17 protein-coding genes are annotated in these 15,813 nt (G+C 37.3%); 16 read left to right on the top strand and 1 reads right to left on the bottom strand.

All coding sequences use genetic code 11. From position 1 onward, the window contains the following. Nucleotides 1-6 precede the first annotated feature (6 nt). The 7 genes from B3E92_RS10210 to B3E92_RS10180 all read left to right on the top strand — a co-directional run bounded on the left by B3E92_RS10210 (nt 7) and on the right by B3E92_RS10180 (nt 5,415). Entirely contained in the window at nt 7-897 is an 891-nt protein-coding gene (locus B3E92_RS10210; protein ID WP_286726792.1) for a DMT family transporter, read from the top strand. Between the two features lie 140 nt (nt 898-1,037). After that, on the top strand, nt 1,038-1,640 hold the full coding sequence (locus B3E92_RS10205; RefSeq protein ID WP_286896585.1) for a GrpB family protein: 603 nt from the start codon (nt 1,038-1,040) through the stop codon (nt 1,638-1,640). A gap of 108 nt (nt 1,641-1,748) precedes the next feature. Further along, complete coding sequence (locus tag B3E92_RS10200; RefSeq protein ID WP_046672965.1) at nt 1,749-2,177, top strand: DinB family protein; 429 nt, start codon at nt 1,749-1,751, stop codon at nt 2,175-2,177. Nucleotides 2,178-2,253: 76 nt separating this feature from the next. Then, nucleotides 2,254-3,108, top strand: a complete 855-nt coding sequence (locus B3E92_RS10195) for a GNAT family N-acetyltransferase (RefSeq protein WP_286896584.1) — start codon at nt 2,254-2,256, stop codon at nt 3,106-3,108. A gap of 202 nt (nt 3,109-3,310) precedes the next feature. After that, nucleotides 3,311-3,949: a hypothetical protein gene (locus tag B3E92_RS10190; protein ID WP_070570550.1), complete on the top strand. Its 639-nt coding sequence runs from the start codon at nt 3,311-3,313 to the stop codon at nt 3,947-3,949. A 174-nt stretch (nt 3,950-4,123) separates the two neighbouring features. Then, entirely contained in the window at nt 4,124-4,591 is a 468-nt protein-coding gene (locus B3E92_RS10185) for an SRPBCC family protein (RefSeq protein ID WP_070570553.1), read from the top strand. A 53-nt stretch (nt 4,592-4,644) separates the two neighbouring features. Next, nucleotides 4,645-5,415 carry a tryptophan-rich sensory protein gene (locus B3E92_RS10180; protein ID WP_112376248.1) on the top strand — a complete coding sequence of 257 codons (771 nt, stop codon included), beginning with the start codon at nt 4,645-4,647 and terminating at the stop codon, nt 5,413-5,415. A gap of 77 nt (nt 5,416-5,492) precedes the next feature. Here B3E92_RS10180 and B3E92_RS10175 read toward each other — a convergent pair whose 3' ends face one another. Continuing rightward, complete coding sequence (locus B3E92_RS10175; protein ID WP_286896582.1) at nt 5,493-6,602, bottom strand: serine hydrolase domain-containing protein; 1,110 nt, start codon at nt 6,600-6,602, stop codon at nt 5,493-5,495. A gap of 290 nt (nt 6,603-6,892) precedes the next feature. On the opposite strand from B3E92_RS10175, the gene B3E92_RS10170 reads away from it, so the two are divergent. The 9 genes from B3E92_RS10170 (at nt 6,893) to B3E92_RS10130 (ending at nt 15,371) form a co-directional block, all read left to right on the top strand. Beyond that, nucleotides 6,893-7,456, top strand: coding sequence for a dihydrofolate reductase family protein (locus B3E92_RS10170; RefSeq protein ID WP_286896579.1), 564 nt, complete (start codon nt 6,893-6,895; stop codon nt 7,454-7,456). A gap of 102 nt (nt 7,457-7,558) precedes the next feature. Beyond that, complete coding sequence (locus B3E92_RS10165; protein ID WP_286896577.1) at nt 7,559-8,857, top strand: spondin domain-containing protein; 1,299 nt, start codon at nt 7,559-7,561, stop codon at nt 8,855-8,857. Nucleotides 8,858-9,018: 161 nt separating this feature from the next. Further along, a complete protein-coding gene (locus B3E92_RS10160) occupies nt 9,019-9,720 on the top strand; it encodes a peroxiredoxin-like family protein (protein WP_286896576.1) in 702 nt (233 codons plus the stop codon). 79 nt (nt 9,721-9,799) lie between these two features. Then, on the top strand, nt 9,800-10,639 hold the full coding sequence (locus tag B3E92_RS10155) for an AraC family transcriptional regulator (protein WP_112376251.1): 840 nt from the start codon (nt 9,800-9,802) through the stop codon (nt 10,637-10,639). A 198-nt stretch (nt 10,640-10,837) separates the two neighbouring features. Further along, nucleotides 10,838-11,455 carry a hypothetical protein gene (locus B3E92_RS10150; protein ID WP_286896574.1) on the top strand — a complete coding sequence of 206 codons (618 nt, stop codon included), beginning with the start codon at nt 10,838-10,840 and terminating at the stop codon, nt 11,453-11,455. Between the two features lie 305 nt (nt 11,456-11,760). Next, nucleotides 11,761-12,267, top strand: a complete 507-nt coding sequence (locus B3E92_RS10145) for a hypothetical protein (protein ID WP_115049230.1) — start codon at nt 11,761-11,763, stop codon at nt 12,265-12,267. A gap of 252 nt (nt 12,268-12,519) precedes the next feature. Then, nucleotides 12,520-13,635, top strand: coding sequence for a TlpA family protein disulfide reductase (locus B3E92_RS10140; RefSeq protein ID WP_286896548.1), 1,116 nt, complete (start codon nt 12,520-12,522; stop codon nt 13,633-13,635). A gap of 231 nt (nt 13,636-13,866) precedes the next feature. Beyond that, the gene (locus B3E92_RS10135) at nt 13,867-14,622 is read left to right on the top strand and encodes a DUF6882 domain-containing protein (RefSeq protein WP_349681663.1); all 756 of its coding nucleotides are present in this window, start codon (nt 13,867-13,869) and stop codon (nt 14,620-14,622) included. Nucleotides 14,623-14,798: 176 nt separating this feature from the next. Continuing rightward, nucleotides 14,799-15,371: a hypothetical protein gene (locus tag B3E92_RS10130; RefSeq protein WP_286896545.1), complete on the top strand. Its 573-nt coding sequence runs from the start codon at nt 14,799-14,801 to the stop codon at nt 15,369-15,371. The last annotated feature ends 442 nt before the right edge of the window (nt 15,372-15,813 follow it).

Here is a 15,813-nt window from a genome sequence, read left to right as displayed (position 1 = left end):
TGATACATGGCGCAATTAAGTATAAGTAAATTACAGGAAAATACAACAAGCGGTTGGTTAAATGGTTTTATTGGTGTGGTATTATTTAGCGGTTCGTTGCCGGCAACACGCATGGCGGTTTTAGCTTTTGACCCTGTATTTGTTACATTAGCAAGGGCTTCCATTGCAGGCATATTGGCACTGATAACATTGATGGTTTTTAAGGAAAAACGTCCAGAAAGAAAGCAATTGGGGTCGCTATGCATCGTGGCAATAGGATGTGTCGTTGGATTTCCCTTACTGAGCGCTTTGGCTCTGCAGCACATCACGTCCGCGCATTCCATCGTTTTTATCGGTATTTTGCCCGTATCGACAGCCGTATTTGGTATTATACGCGGTGGCGAGCGTCCGAAGCCAATTTTTTGGCTGTTCTCTGCTCTAGGGAGTCTACTGGTGATCGGCTATGCGCTGGCACAAGGACTAACAGCTTCACCTTTAGGCGACGTTTTAATGATTTTATCGGTCATTCTCTGTGGTTTGGGCTATGCTGAAGGTGCAAAATTGACCAAGACGCTAGGGGGCTGGCAGGTCATTTCTTGGGCCTTGGTTTTGTCGCTGCCGTTGATGTTGCCACTTACCTTTGTCTACCTTCCATCGTCTTTTGACACTGTGCCTATCGGGGCCTGGGCCAGTTTAGCCTATGTGTCGATGTTCAGTATGTTTATTGGCTTTGTTTTTTGGTATAAAGGACTCGCCCAAGGTGGCACGGCGACCATCGGACAATTACAGTTACTCCAGCCTTTTTTCGGTCTGGCTTTAGCCGCCGGGCTTCTTCATGAACAAGTCGGTGTTGGCATGCTGGCCGTAACAGTTGCTGTTATTCTTTGTGTCGTTGGAACGAAGAGATTTGCCCGATAAATGCATTAGAAAAAAGAGAACTGGATTATAGGCTCTCTCGGAAAACGATAAATTTATTAACTTTAACTTTTAGGGTGTCATTCGAGGCGTATTTGATCGAATGATGTGTATTTATCTTGTATTGGCAAAGAAAACAGCGTATGATTTTACCGTTTGAATCTTATAATCCGATATGGAAAGCGAATTTTGACAGTATTCAACATGAACTTTTTACGTTGTTGAAACCAATAAGGTCGAGGGTTGATCACATAGGCAATACGGCCGTTGAGGGATTGTCTGCCAAACCAATCATTGATATATTGATCGGTTTAGAGGAAGAAAACGATCTTGATCGTATTCCGCTCCTGTTGCGGGACAAGTGCTATGTATATTATGAAAAATACAATGAGGATATGCCTTACAGACGTTTTTTTATCGCCCTGATTGATCGTCCTGAAGTATTAGGATTACCAGAGCAAATCGCACCTGGCGATGAAATTCCAGCACGATTGCATGACCATTCGTTACGAGTAGCACATATCCATAGCATACCCTTGCAATCAAAACACTGGTTGCGCCATATAGCCTTTCGCGATTACCTGCGTGCGCACGACAATGTAAGAGATCGCTATCAGGCACTCAAAGAAAAATTGGTACTGCAGCAATGGAAAGATGGTAACGATTATAATGATGCGAAAGATGAATTTTTGAAAGAGCATGAAGCAAAAGCTGTGGAATGGTACAATAGTGGAATGGTACAATAAAGGTTGCGGAACAATAGAATCGTATTACAATGAGAACCTTGGACAAGCAGCGTGGATGCATCGGATTAAATTGGTAAGAAATTAAGGTTATACTAGCTAAATTTAGGTATGAATACATTATTGGAAGAATTTGAGCATATTATTCAGAAGTTTTCTTCGCAAATTTTGGAAATAAATGATGACGATTTTAATCGCAAATTAGAACCAGATAAATGGAGCAAAAAAGAGATTCTGGGTCATCTAGTCGATAGCGCTTTTGTTAATTACCAACGGTTTATAAGAGCTCAATTTGAAGAAAATCCAAAAATATACTATGATCAGGTAGCCTATTGTGCATCTGCAGGTTACCAACATGCTGAGACCGAGAAATTATGCAATCTATGGCGATCGGTAAACGAACAATTGTTGTTTTTGTTTAAGCAGGTAATTGCGAACAAATTGATTCAAAGGACTTGTAATGACCATAGCCTCGAATTTTTAATGCTTGACTATGTGGTGCATTTGAAGCATCACAGAAATCAGATTTTGTCCGAATGAAAAAATTTAGGAAAGGATAGCATGAGAGCTCTTTGTTCAGGCATCAGTAAATTTAATAGTCCATAAAAAATAAGGGATGGAGATACGGAAATTGAAAGCGGGAGATAGTGCTGACTTATTAAAGGCAATTAATGGAGCTTTTGCCGACTATATTGTACCATTTCAGTTAGACGCATTGCAATTGGAGTCGAAGATCAGAGGCGAGGATATTTTAATGGACTTGTCAGTTGGTGTTTTTGACGGAATAAAACTGGTAGCTTTTATTATGCATGGCATGCGAGAAATTGAGGGTAGTAAAGTGATCTACAATGCTGGTACAGGTGTTTTGCCCGCCTATCGGAACAGCGGATTAGTCGGTGAAATGTACAGATTTATGCAGCCATCCTTCAGAGAGTATCGCGTGAAAAAATTACTATTGGAAGTGATAGAAAGTAATCGACGTGCTATTCGGGTATATGAAAAAAATGGTTTTGTTAAAGGCCGTAGATTACTGTGCTTTGGAGGAGAACTTCATGTAAAGATGGGTGCTTTATCTGGCAGAACACAGCCTATCCGTATACAGTCTATCCATGACTTTTCTTGGGATATTTTGCAGTCTTTTTGGGATGTTGAACCCAGCTGGCAAAATAGAAGTGAGCGTAGTGAATTAATTCAGCTTAAAGGGGTGGGGGCATTTATTGGCTCCGATTTGGTGGGATATATCTTGTTCAATTCGTCCAATAGGCGGATCTACCAAATTGCGGTAGCACAGCAGCATAGGCGGAAAGGTATTGCAACACAGCTTTTATCCGAGCTGAAAGTGTTTGTGTCCAGCGCAAAGGTACAAATTACTAACGTTGATGAAAAAGCCAAAAACTTGCAACTATTTCTACAAAGACAAGGCCTGGTCAACACAATCAACCAGATTGAAATGGTCAAGATGATTTTCTGATAATATCAATTAAAAATTAAAGTATTTCATTTACGATCAATAATTGTGAAAACAAATGTTGTTGTAAAAGTGTTGTTTAACAAAAGGTTAGATAGGATGTGCTATTAAACTGTCCATTATAATTCTATTTACTGGTGTGATTTTACCATCCCTCGGAAAAGACGCTCTTCAACAATTTAAACGACACTAATTTTTAAAACATATGAAATCGAAGTCATTTTTAATCGCAATTGTCTCAAGCTTATTGTTGTTGGCTTGTAGCACTTCAACAAGGATAACAGATATCTATAAAAATAGAGACCTTACTCCCAAACAATACCAAACAATATTCATTATTGCAATGACAAACCACGCTAAAGCAAAGGAGGTCATTGAATCCAATTTGGCAGAAGCAGCTTCCATGCATGGCTACAAGGCTATTAAAAGCAGCGACGTTTTTAAACGGACGTTTACCAAAGATGAAAGTCAAAACAAAGATTTAGTGATGAAAGCAGTACACAGTTTGAATGCAGATGCCATTTTCACTGTTACCCTGATCGACAAAGCCAGCGAGACCCGATATGTACCGGGAAATGGGCCTTATATGCCTTATCCGAGATTTGGTTGGTATGGTAATTTTTGGAGCTATTACTCCCATTGGTACCCAATTGCATACGATCCTGGTTATTACACGACGGATAAAATGTACTATCTGGAAAGCAATCTATATGATGTTAGCTCCGAACAACTGCTTTGGAGTGTACAGTCTGAAACGATCAACCCTTCCAGCTTAGCAGATTTTTCTAAAAGTTATACAAAGGCGCTCGTAAAAGCATTGGAAAAGGATATTGCTGCTAAATAGCCATTGATAAAAAGTATGCTTTAAAAGCTAGCTTCAATTTAAATAATGTATTTGTGTAAAAATATTCTTTATAGCACCGATTCAGTACCTCGTAAAGGTGTTTTATGGTGTAATAATAAACTAAATTGCATTAATATTGTTATATTGGCAAGCAATAAAGTTAGCTCAAATCAGATGAGGTACAAATTATATAGAGAACAGCAATTGACCTGCGATATGGATACCGCATGGGCATTTTTTTCGTCACCCATGAATCTTTCAGAAATTACTCCAAAAGATATGGGTTTTGTAGTCACCTCAGACTGTGATCAACAAGAAATTTTTGAAGGAATGATCATCGATTATTTGGTATCTCCGATTCTTCGGTTTCCGCTGAAGTGGAAGACCAAAATAACGCAGGTGGAAAAGAATAAAAGTTTTACTGATTTCCAACTAAAGGGACCTTATGCCTATTGGAATCATTTTCATGAATTTATTCCAAACGAAAATGGGGTACTCATGAAAGACAGGGTTGACTATGAATTGCCTTTGGGGATTCTAGGCACAATTGCGCATGGAATTTTTGTTAAAAGGAAGTTGGAGCGAATCTTCGATTACCGTCATCAGGTTTTAGAAAAATTATTTAATCAAACTCAGAATTAGTGGTAACGAATCTATTGCAGTTCACGTGACCGAAAAGAAAGAAGTAGTCTACAATGAAGAAATTTTATCAAATAAGCAATGGAGTTGCTTTGGTCATCACTGTGATCATTAATTACCTATCCAATACGGGGATTTTTAATGGGGAGACCATGGCAACAATTTCTGCTAAATATCAAAATCTATTTACACCTGCGGGATATGCCTTTTCCATATGGGGTCTCATTTATTTGGGGTTGTTTGGATTTGTAATTTATTTTGGTCCTTTTGTCAGACAGACAAATGAAAAAGATAAAGTAGTTTTAAAAGTCGGATGGTGGTTCTTGATTTCTTGTCTAGCAAATAGTTTATGGGTCATTACCTGGTTGTATGACTATACCTTTTTAACTATTTTATTGATGGTCTTACTTTTTGTGTCGCTATTAAAGATAATTTACTATACACAAACTATTGCGTTTCATGCTGCACGCAGCAAGCGTATATTTCTTAAGATCCCTTTTCAACTTTATGCAGGGTGGATTTCTGTCGCTTTGATTGCCAATATTGCAGCCTATCTGACGAAGATAGGCTGGGGAGGTTTTGGATTATCAGCTACCATGTGGGCTATTATCATGTTTTCAATTGCATTAATTCTTCACTTATTGATGATCTGGCAACGCCATTTGCCGGTATTTGGACTTGTCGCCGTATGGGCTTTAATAGCCATTGCAGCTGCTAATAAATTAGTTAATAGCACTGTATATGCAGCGGCTATAATGGCAGCCATTATTGTTTTACTAAATGTAATTGTGTACTTTATTCAATATCGTAAGCGACAGCCTTTCTAGTCCTTACCTAATAAAGTGCATGATTCTGTTGGCAATTGAATTTTAAGCTTTCCATAGTAATGCAGCGAAGCCAACTATTATTTTATTGCTGATTTTGCAATCAATAGCTGTTGAAATTCTTTTCCGATAAATGGATTGATGACGTGCTGAAATCCTTTTTGCAATGTAAAGACAGTGATAGTCGCATCAGACTCCGGCGAATAGATCACATCTGTTCCCCACCAACCCCCATGATAGTAGGCGTTGAATCCCATGTCAAAATGATAAATTCCCAAACAATATTTAGATTTATCCGACGAAAGAACATAGGTATGCATCGCTTCTAGAAGCTTTTTATCCTGAATGATTTTCCCGTTAAATAGATATTGGAAAAAAAGGGAAGTCTCTTTGGCTGTTGCTGCGATTCCGCCGCCTCCGTACAGATCCCAGGAAGGATCAATAGCATAAGAGTCCCAGTTGTATTTGTTAGCGTATTGATGGGCGAGTGGCAAGGTGCTTTCAGGATAATGCTCTAAGTTTATAAACCATGTCTTTGTAAGATTTAATTCTTTGTATTTCAGTAAATTTCGAATAGCTGTATAAAATGGCAGATGCGTTTTTTGCTCAATAATCTCGGTGAGGAGCAAATAATTAATATCAGCGTAACTAAACTTTTCCCCGACAGGCTGTGGGCTCCCGATATCGATGGATCTTTTGATCTGCTCGTCTTTTTTCCATTTATATTTAGGATGCTGATTGACGAATTCAAAATAAGCTTCATCTACATAATCTTGAATTCCCGAAGTATGTGACAGCAAGTTCTTTATAGTAATTCCCGCTAGATTATAGCCATCGCTTTCAAATAGGTGACGTGTTTTTTTTGATAATAAATTGGTAATCGGTTGATCAATAGAAAATTCACCTTTTTCTACCAATCTTAGCATTGCTGCAGCAACATAAGGTTTTGTGTTGCTAGCAATCAAAACAGGCTGTTGGTCTTCCAGCGCTTGGTTCGTGCTGGTATCTGCTACTCCTCTTGCATAACTCCAGGAAATATTGTATTTCGGCGCTTCTACATGAACAATAATCCCGATTGCATCTTTATTTTTATCATAAATAGAATCTACTTTATGCTTAAAAACTGGCTGTAATTGAGCCCATCCGATTAATGGAATAAACATGGTATTTAACAACACGATTTTTTTCATATATTCTTTTCTAAACGTGTATCTTAGATCCAGAAACTGTCTGAGCATTGCTAAGTATATTTCTTTACTACTTCACTAACAGACGCCACTGCACCTGCAAAAGCATTGATCCTACAGCAGGGGTAACGGATTTTGCTTCCTGTTGCGCTTGTGAAAATAAGAATTAAAATAATAATCTTGATGGTGAAAAATGTTAAATAGTACATCAGTTTTATTTCTTGTCGTATGCAAAGTCTTTTCAATATATAAAATGTTAGATTTATGGTGTAAAAGAAGCTTATCGTAAGGATATGAGAAAAGTAATTGCAGCATTCAATATGACCCTTGACGGGTTTTGTGATCATACAGCTGGCATTCCCGATGAGGAAATACATCTTCATTATACGCATCTATTAAATAACGCTGATGTCATTTTGTATGGTAGGATTACTTATCAGCTTATGGAATATTGGCGGCCTTTTGTGAAAAGTCCCTCAGGTGAAAAATCAATGGATGACTTTGCATTGGCTATCGATAAAATTACAAAAGTTGTTTTTTCAAATAGCCTGAAAAATATAGACTGGGCAAGTGCAAAATTGGCCGATGGTATACTTAAAGATGAATTATTGAAATTGAAACAGCAATCCGGTAGGGATATTTTGGTTGGGAGTCGAAGTTTAATTGTACATTTGTTGAATCTCAATTTGATCGACGAATTTCAGCTGTGCATTTATCCAGTTGTTGTAGGACAGGGGCTTTCACTTTTTGAAAATATAATCGATAGAAAAGTTTTTAAATTATTAAAAACAAAGCCTTTTTCTGGCGGATCAGTCCTCTTGTACTATCAATACAGTCCAACACCTACTTCCCTATAAACTATTCCATCGGGAAATATCGGCAACACAGCGGGAAATCCAGATACCTGCAGCTCCTCTGATGAAATTTACATTTGTAATGTAATTTAAAAAGAATTCATTATGAAATATAAACATTCAATTTTGTGGGCTATAGCAGCATTCCCCTCGCTAATTACCGCTTGCAAAAGAAATGATGCTATGCCATCGATGTCGGAGACGACCATCACGATAGAAAATGTATTGGATTCGAAACCATTGGTCGAGTCTGGTCGTTTTAAAAACAATGGTGCTTCGCCAGTGATTATGCCTGGTGAAGCAATTTCAATTAAGTTTTCTGCAGCCGAGGGACAAGCGCTTAGCTTTGCAACGATGTATGGTTGGTCGAATGACTTGTTTTTTGCCCCCACAAATCCTGGCATAAAGCTGTATCAGGACAATGGAACTCCGGTTGAGGGCGATGTTTCGGCACAGATCAAATTATGGGATAATGGTACTCGTATCAATCAGAAACCAGGCGCAGCTGTAATGCACCCGGGAACCACAGAAACTGCTCCAAAAGCTATTAGCGAAGTAAATGGAACCGATGCACAGGGCAATACTTATGCTGCAGCTTCTACTTTAATGAAGGCAACACTTCATTATGAAGGGAATTCCAATTTTACACTTATAATCACGAATACCTCTGGCGATACGAGCAATCCGACTCCCTTCAGTCCCGGAGTTTGGGCGATTTCATATATCGCAGGAGGCAAGCTGATAAATTCTAATCCATTATTTGAGGCAGGAAAACCAAGTGCAAATGGGATGACAAATATTGCGGAAATGGGAGACAATAGCGTTTTAGGAAATTATATCAATACACAAACAGGTATTTTTACACCATTATCTCCGGTTTTGGTGGTGTTGTATAAAGGCATCGAAAACCCGATATATAAAACCGGTGAAAATGACCGTGGAAAAGGACTGAAAGATTTAGCGCAAAAAGGGGATGCATCAGGCCTGGCGACTTATCTTAAAACACTCGCAGGTGTAAAAGCTGTTTATATCCTTCCGGCGGCGAGCTCAACTGTATTACTTCCTAAAATCGGAGCGCAGGCGGGAAGTAGCGTGTCGCAGCAGTTAAGTGTAGCAAGTGGAGACCGAATTGCCATTGCAAGCATGTACGGGCTTTCCAACGATTGGTTCTTCGCCACAAAAGATAATGGAATTGATGCAACAGTAAAAGGAGATGTATCCTATTCAATCGGATTGTTTGACAATGGGACAGCGATTAATCAGTTTCCCGGAGCCGGCAATGAGCAAGCAGGATTAGGCGGCACTCCTGCGACAGAACGTAAACCTGTTATAGAAGTGCCTAATCCAAATGGGTTCACCACACTGCCATCAATTTCCAGCATGATAAAAGTAACAATCAACTAATTTTTGAGTCCGGTTATACGTAAGAAAATCTCATGGATATTATTGTCCTTACTGGAGACAGGACAATCAGCAACCTATTACATGCGGGGCTAAAGTATCGATTGAGTTTCCATGGGGAAAAAGTATAGATTCAGTTTAATAAGTAGTAAATGTGTTGTAAAATGAAAAATTATATAAAAACAAAATTAGCTGCGTTTATTGCGTTGCTGTTATTCACGACGTGCATCGCAGGCATAGCCAATGCGCAAGAGCCGTCTCGCATGAGTAAAGCTGACGGCGTGATACATAAAATCGAAATGAAGCAATCCCCTTATCATATTCCGCAAAATCCGGAAGACATCAGCCCGCTATTGTGTGGAGAAAAAATACCGATGGCCGTATTGTTTGACGTTTCCGGTAAACGATTTGATCTCAATAGGGCGATTTCCCAAAAACCGACCATTTTGGTTTTCTACCGCGGTGGCTGGTGTCCTTATTGTATCAGACAACTTTCGGGCTTACAAGAGGCCTTTTCAGGATTGGAAGAAATGGGGTATCAGTTGATTGCCATAAGCACAGACGAATCTGAAGGACTAATGGAAGCTGCAGCAAAAGAAAAATTAAGCTATACACTTTTATCGGATTCAGATCTTGCGCTGTCGAAACAAATGGGGATTGCATATAAAGCTCCAAAAGACTATTGGGAGATGCTTCCGAAAACAACTGGAGGTAAGGACAGCGAGTTATTGCTCCCAGTGCCATCGGTTTTTATAGTCGATCAAATGGGAACCATACACTTCGAATTTATCAATCCCAATTTTAAACAGAGATTGTCCTCCAATCTGCTGCTTGCAGCTGCAAGCGGCATTAAAGAAGACCTTTAAATTTCTAGTTTTTGGGTCGTAGACTCTTAAGAAAATGATTAAATTTAAGCGAATTGAAATGCTGTAAGTAAACGACAACATGATTAGGGAGTATAATGATAACGTGACCGCAGCACGGTTTGTGATGCATAGTGACAACAACCAGTTTTCAGGTAGGGGACTTCGTAATGCGGGTTCTCTGCCTATCAACACATTTATCTACAACAAGGGCGGCGAACAGAAAGTGACGATCGATGAGATTAGCTATACGATGCCAGCAAGGTGTATACTTCCTTTGGTTTCCAATCAGCATTTTGTATTTGAGCAGCCCGATGCGCTGACTGCCTGGCAGTTTAATAGGGAGTTCTATTGTATCGTTGACCACGATGCTGAGGTCGGTTGTGTTGGTTTTCTGTTCTATGGTATTCGACATCCAATGTTCATTGTATTAAATGATACTGCTGTCGAAGAAATGTCTCATCTGGAGAATGTGTTTTCCAATGAGATGATGGTAAAAGATAATTTTCAGGGTGAAATGCTGCGCACCCTTCTTAAGAGAGTTATTATCAATACCACAAGAATTGCAAAGCTCCAAAGTGAAAGCTATCAGCTATTTCCCGACGAAAAAATGGATATTGTGAGAAAGTTTGCATTGCTACTGGAATGTAACTTTAAAGAGGAACATGAAGTCAGGTTCTATGCCGCTGCACTCAACAAATCACCAAAAACACTGAGCAATGTATTTGGTCTGTTGAAACAGTCAGCGCCATCTGTTCTTATCCGTAACCGAATAATTCTTGAGGCTAAAAGGTACCTCCATTATACCGAGAAGTCAGCGAAGGAAATAGCCTACGAACTTGGTTTTGAAAGTCCTGCCCATTTTAGCCGGTTTTTCAAAAAGTATTCTGGAACAAATGTTTCAGCTTTTAAGAACCTTTGATCATAATTCAAGGCGCGGGTTGCCGTTTAGAGAAAGACTATATTGTATGGGAATTTGATTTATACCTTTCAATGAATATGCGATTAAGGTTTCCTTATGAAAAATAAGTGAATTTGCTCTTAAAATAAAACGTATGCCATTGGTAAGCTGGCGCTAGAAAATTGAAGCCCAATATAAAAAATTATTAATAGTCTGTAAATGAAATTATTAAAAAGATATTTTGTGTTGATAGGGATGATCATTGCGTTGATTTTTATGTACATTGCAATTTCGATTTATCCGGGTGGGACGTACCAGAATGAATCATCGATTGGATTTGATTGGTCAAAGAATTTTTTTAGTAACTTATTTGGAGAAAAAGCATTAAATGGAGCCGAAAACACCGCTAAATACTGGGCATTTATAGGTATGTTTTTCTATTCCATAAGCTGTGCTGTATTTTTTGTTCGTATGTCAAAAAAAATTCCAAATACAACAGCGTCAAATTTCATAAAGTATGTTGGAGTACTTACCATGCCCTTTACATTTTTTATAATTACACCCTTTCATGATTTGATGTTGGCTATTTCAACTAATCTGTTTTATTCATGCGTGGTATGTATTACCGTATACGTGCTTAAATCTAAACTCACTTTTTTTAAATATTATTGCGTGTTATGTTTATTCATCTTTTATTATGCAACCTATTTGTATGTTACAGGACAGTGGGATTTGCTTTCATTGTTACAGAAAATAAATAATGGCAGCACCATTGTATTGATTATAGGGCTTGAGTATTTTACGGATCAAACCGATTTTTCAAAAAGTATAGGATGACCTATATTTTTCAAGAATTGTTTAAGCATTTCATGTCCTGCAACCAGACTACAAATTTCGCCCGATAATTTTCTTTGTTTTCAACAATTTGGGTGCTAACTTATGACCTATAAAAGCATTAAAAATGCAAATCGATTCAATGGTAAAAAACTTCATTTGTTTAAACTTTTTATTGACAATATCAGGATTGGATTGGTTTAATATGATGACTTTGTTTTAGCTAGTGATCCTCAAAGTTTATTAATCATTGGAGCTAAAATAGGAGAATCCAAATAATCAACAAACAGAAACGGAGCACAAAGAAAATGAAAAAAAGAATCTATAATCTAATAGTCGCTGCCCTAATTTTTGGATTTTTCACGGATTGTCACCAAAAAGAAAATAAAAATTCAAATTTTAATAAAGAAAACAGGTTAACATTTACTGAAAAAGAGAGTACAGTGTATGTTGAGAAGTTTGATGATTTTCTTGTTCATTTCTTTTGTGACTCAATATTTCAAATAAGCAGAATAGATTTTCCACTCAGAGGCATGTCAACTGAGTTTGTTTTTAATGAAGAAAAAGCAAGAGATTCAGTAGGAAACTTCTTTTTCATTAAGGACAGGAAATTTTATTGGACTAAAATGAATTGGACCTTCATCCAGTCCGCTATTCTTAATAATGTTGAAGATTATTCCTTTTTAAAGAAGAAAGGAGATAATTATTATGAGATAACCTATCGGTCAAAGTTGGACGACATTGTTTTATTTTTTAGATTTCAATCTGTGTCAGGACATTGGTATCTAACATATTATAGTTTTGAATGGAACTAGATAAATGATCATTTGGGGAAGAGCAAATTAATAGAGCTTCTTTTGACCATCATCAAGGGAGACTTTTTCTCAATATTTATGATAGGATAGATTTCGTTCAATGGGGCTATGTGATTAGATGGGAACTGACAACCTATCTTTTCTTGATACTACAATGGTAATTTTCTAACCAAAGGATTAGTTTTTTGCAGATGAATTGCATTTGTGATCTATAACTAGTAATTTGATTAGTATAAACCTAATTTAATAGTTATGGGAAAACGGTCAACTGCATTATTGGCTATAGTTTCATTCTTGTTATCGATGCCTTTGATAATCTTAGGGCAGAGAAATAACGGCTTTATTATTCAAGGAAAGATCGACACTGTTCCGAATGCGAAATATAGAATTATGTATAGAAATAATGAAAAGAAAATAGATGATTCGTTACAATTATCTGCGGATCGAACGTTTACTTTTCATGGTAGTATTGGTGAGCCGACGCGGGTTAATTTTATTATTGATAATGATTTCAATCCACGACGTGTAAAAGATCAAATTGTTTACTCATTTTGGGTTTCGCCGGGGGATACGGTAGACTTTCATGGTCTAACAGGTTGGCTTGTGGGCCCTAAAAGCAATTTGAGAATAGATGATAGCAAATATGTATTGAAAGGTTCCACATTGGATAAGATATCAATTACCTATGGCGAAAACCGAAGAGCCATCTATTTATTAAATAAAGACCAAGAAAAAGCGACCGGACTAGAGGACAGCATAATAAGCAAATTTATCCAAAGTAACCCTAACAGTTTCTATAGCTTGTACCTTTTGAACAAATCTTTTTCGTCCTTGAGTAGAGACCCCGATTTGCTAAATACTTTGTATAACGCATTGTCAACCGAGCAAAAAAATAGCTTCACAGGCATACTTTTGAACAAAAAGGTAAAGGCTCAGCCTCAGCTTGAAATCGGCAAAAGTCTTCCCATATTTGAGCTTGCAAACGATAATGGCAATCTCGTTAGTCTTGAAGACCTCAGAGGTAAATATGTTTTGGTGGAGTTTTGGGCAAGTTGGTGCGGGCCATGCCGCAAGGAATTTCCCCTTTTGCAATCTTTGTATAGCGAATACAAATCAAAAAACTTTGAGATCCTGGCCGTATCGATCGATGAATCACGTATGGACTGGCTTACAGCGATAAATAATGAAAAGCTTTTATGGACTAATGTAAGGGACAAAGGGGGCTTTAGTGGTGAACTTTATCAGATTTTTGGTTTAAAAGGAGTTCCTGACAACTTTCTTTTAGACAAAGAAGGAAAGATTGTAGCACGAAACCTTCGGAGTAGTGAATTAAAAAAAGTATTTGATAAATTGATTTCGGACAATTAGTTATAGGAAGAAGCAAAACGTTATTATTCTAAAATGACATAGATGAGACTGCATTACATTGATTCAGGTTTATTCCATTGCGGGATACAGAAGAAAATTTTATTTATTTTGATCAATAGATACCATATCATTATATTGTCACTCTGATAGAAGCTGAAAGGCCGGATAGTCATTCAGTTTTAAGTAGTTAGAAATGTTGTAAAGACTGCCAAAAATAAAATATATACAAAGTTGGGAATAAATTACGAACAGTTTGCTGGTAAAAAGTGTCGTGAACTTATGCAAATCCAGGAAATATTTAGAGAACAATTGAGCATGGACGGCTATCAACATTGGTTTTACGATGCTGAACTTGCACTCTTGCGGTTATACAATGACGATAAAGATCAATTGTATTTCAAATATATTCCTATTGGGACTTTTTCACTTACATCAGAAACGTGGATGTGGAGTTGGTTCAATGACCATTGCCTCGAGCCTAATAAGGACTGCACATTTGCAGTTAGAGAATTTGGAATCAAAAACGATTACCGAAAATTGACAGATGGAACTTTCCCGGCCGATGAGTTCGATTGTTGGGAGTTTGCGGCGATATCTTTTGATCTTTTGGGCGGCATCGGAGTGTATAGGGTTCCTACCGAAAAGCTCCAAAGCTATTTTCTCATTATTGCTGTTTTAGAGGAAGATTCTAGGGAAGTTATCCATTTTAACCAAGCAAAAGTTGAATGCAAAATCCATGGACGATCAAGACCCGCATTTGTTTGTCAGCATCTAAACTTAGCGGATCCCAAAGGCTTTGAAGAGGCTTTTGAAACATATAGAGGAATGGAACTTGGTGACGATGACGATTTTCAAGCTTGGTGTGATAAATGTGAAAAGGTTAGGCTCAGAAATAATGGTTGGAACGAAGATGCTGAGAAATTCGCAAATATCAAACTTATCTGTGAAGACTGTTACTTTGACCTGAAAAGCTTTAATTGTCATTGAAATTGATGGTTATCACCTCAAGTAAAGATGCTTTAAAACCAGCTTTACAAAATTATTAGCTATGTTAGAAAAATTATGGTGGAAAATCTAGAAGAAATAAAGATAGATCTTTTTGTTAGTTTATAAGTGATAAGTCTAGAATGGATGATGAGCCCATGTGTACCAAAACAACATATATGAAATTTAGCAAAGAAAATTGGAGGCCTCATGAATATGAAGAATGGCTCAAATTAAACCTTGATCTGATTGGTAATTTAATTTCTGACAACAAAGTAGTAAAAGCTTTAAACGACGGTGTTCCAGAATCATTTGCTCCGTTTTCAAGTTTTAATAGGAAAGAAAGCTTTATATACTTTCAAACACTAAATGATTATTTCGATAAAAATTTTGAAAATGGTTTAGAATTTATTGTATTTGGATCAGACGGAGCTGGGAATCCTTTTTGTATTAATAAATTAAACAACAGCGAAATTGTCCTTTTAGATTTTGAACTGGAGAAGATTGTCTCAACAAACAGAAACATAGATGAGTTTTTGGATTCAATATTGGCCTACAGAATGTTTATTAACGTTGTACAATCAAAATATGGTGCGGAAGCTTTATTTGATAACTTGTATAGGCAAGAGGATATTGAAACACTCAAACAAAAATTCTCAAAAATAAACGCTGATTTGCTATCAAGTTCGGAATTTTGGAAGCAGGAAATTGAAGAATTGATTGTAAATAAAAATGATAGTCCGACAAGTTGAATTTAAGCGTATGAAAATCTGCGATCAACAAATTGTGTTTATAAATACGCGGTAATGAAGGGCATTCACGTAAAGTCAAAGCCTTCAAGTCTGAGCGAGAAATTAAAATTCTATTTCGAAACGTTGCCAAATTATGATGAGCAATAATATGATAAAAAATGAACCACAAAAATCTCCTATCACTAATTTTCATTGTAGTAAGCCAATTAGCGAATGTACAATTTGCAAAAATCGTTAATAAAGACGGGTATGTTGTTATTTATTGCGGAGATCTCCAGAAGTAGGCAGGATCGAACGTAATCACGTTGTTTTTTAAATATTTGTTATCGCTTTTGTCAAACCCGCTTGGAACTAAAGAAATGTACTGCAGATTGGGGTCGGCAGGCCTATATCTACTTTCTGTGTTAAACTGGCTTTTATGTATCCGGCCTATGAACTACAG

The sequence above is a fragment of the Sphingobacterium sp. UBA6317 genome (assembly GCF_002440385.1).
GTDB classification, from domain to species: Bacteria; Bacteroidota; Bacteroidia; order Sphingobacteriales; family Sphingobacteriaceae; genus Sphingobacterium; species Sphingobacterium multivorum.
This window is presented reverse-complemented; position numbering and strand designations above follow the sequence as displayed.

What these genes read in the sequence shown, in the direction of transcription:
- B3E92_RS10210 (WP_286726792.1), top strand. Translation starts at nt 7, where the DNA reads ATGGCGCAATTAAGTATAAGTAAATTACAGGAAAATACAACAAGCGGT.
- B3E92_RS10205 (WP_286896585.1), top strand. Translation starts at nt 1,038, where the DNA reads ATGATTTTACCGTTTGAATCTTATAATCCGATATGGAAAGCGAATTTT.
- B3E92_RS10200 (WP_046672965.1), top strand. Translation starts at nt 1,749, where the DNA reads ATGAATACATTATTGGAAGAATTTGAGCATATTATTCAGAAGTTTTCT.
- B3E92_RS10195 (WP_286896584.1), top strand. Translation starts at nt 2,254, where the DNA reads ATGGAGATACGGAAATTGAAAGCGGGAGATAGTGCTGACTTATTAAAG.
- B3E92_RS10190 (WP_070570550.1), top strand. Translation starts at nt 3,311, where the DNA reads ATGAAATCGAAGTCATTTTTAATCGCAATTGTCTCAAGCTTATTGTTG.
- B3E92_RS10185 (WP_070570553.1), top strand. Translation starts at nt 4,124, where the DNA reads ATGAGGTACAAATTATATAGAGAACAGCAATTGACCTGCGATATGGAT.
- B3E92_RS10180 (WP_112376248.1), top strand. Translation starts at nt 4,645, where the DNA reads ATGAAGAAATTTTATCAAATAAGCAATGGAGTTGCTTTGGTCATCACT.
- B3E92_RS10175 (WP_286896582.1), bottom strand. Translation starts at nt 6,602, where the DNA reads ATGAAAAAAATCGTGTTGTTAAATACCATGTTTATTCCATTAATCGGA.
- B3E92_RS10170 (WP_286896579.1), top strand. Translation starts at nt 6,893, where the DNA reads ATGAGAAAAGTAATTGCAGCATTCAATATGACCCTTGACGGGTTTTGT.
- B3E92_RS10165 (WP_286896577.1), top strand. Translation starts at nt 7,559, where the DNA reads ATGAAATATAAACATTCAATTTTGTGGGCTATAGCAGCATTCCCCTCG.
- B3E92_RS10160 (WP_286896576.1), top strand. Translation starts at nt 9,019, where the DNA reads ATGAAAAATTATATAAAAACAAAATTAGCTGCGTTTATTGCGTTGCTG.
- B3E92_RS10155 (WP_112376251.1), top strand. Translation starts at nt 9,800, where the DNA reads ATGATTAGGGAGTATAATGATAACGTGACCGCAGCACGGTTTGTGATG.
- B3E92_RS10150 (WP_286896574.1), top strand. Translation starts at nt 10,838, where the DNA reads ATGAAATTATTAAAAAGATATTTTGTGTTGATAGGGATGATCATTGCG.
- B3E92_RS10145 (WP_115049230.1), top strand. Translation starts at nt 11,761, where the DNA reads ATGAAAAAAAGAATCTATAATCTAATAGTCGCTGCCCTAATTTTTGGA.
- B3E92_RS10140 (WP_286896548.1), top strand. Translation starts at nt 12,520, where the DNA reads ATGGGAAAACGGTCAACTGCATTATTGGCTATAGTTTCATTCTTGTTA.
- B3E92_RS10130 (WP_286896545.1), top strand. Translation starts at nt 14,799, where the DNA reads ATGAAATTTAGCAAAGAAAATTGGAGGCCTCATGAATATGAAGAATGG.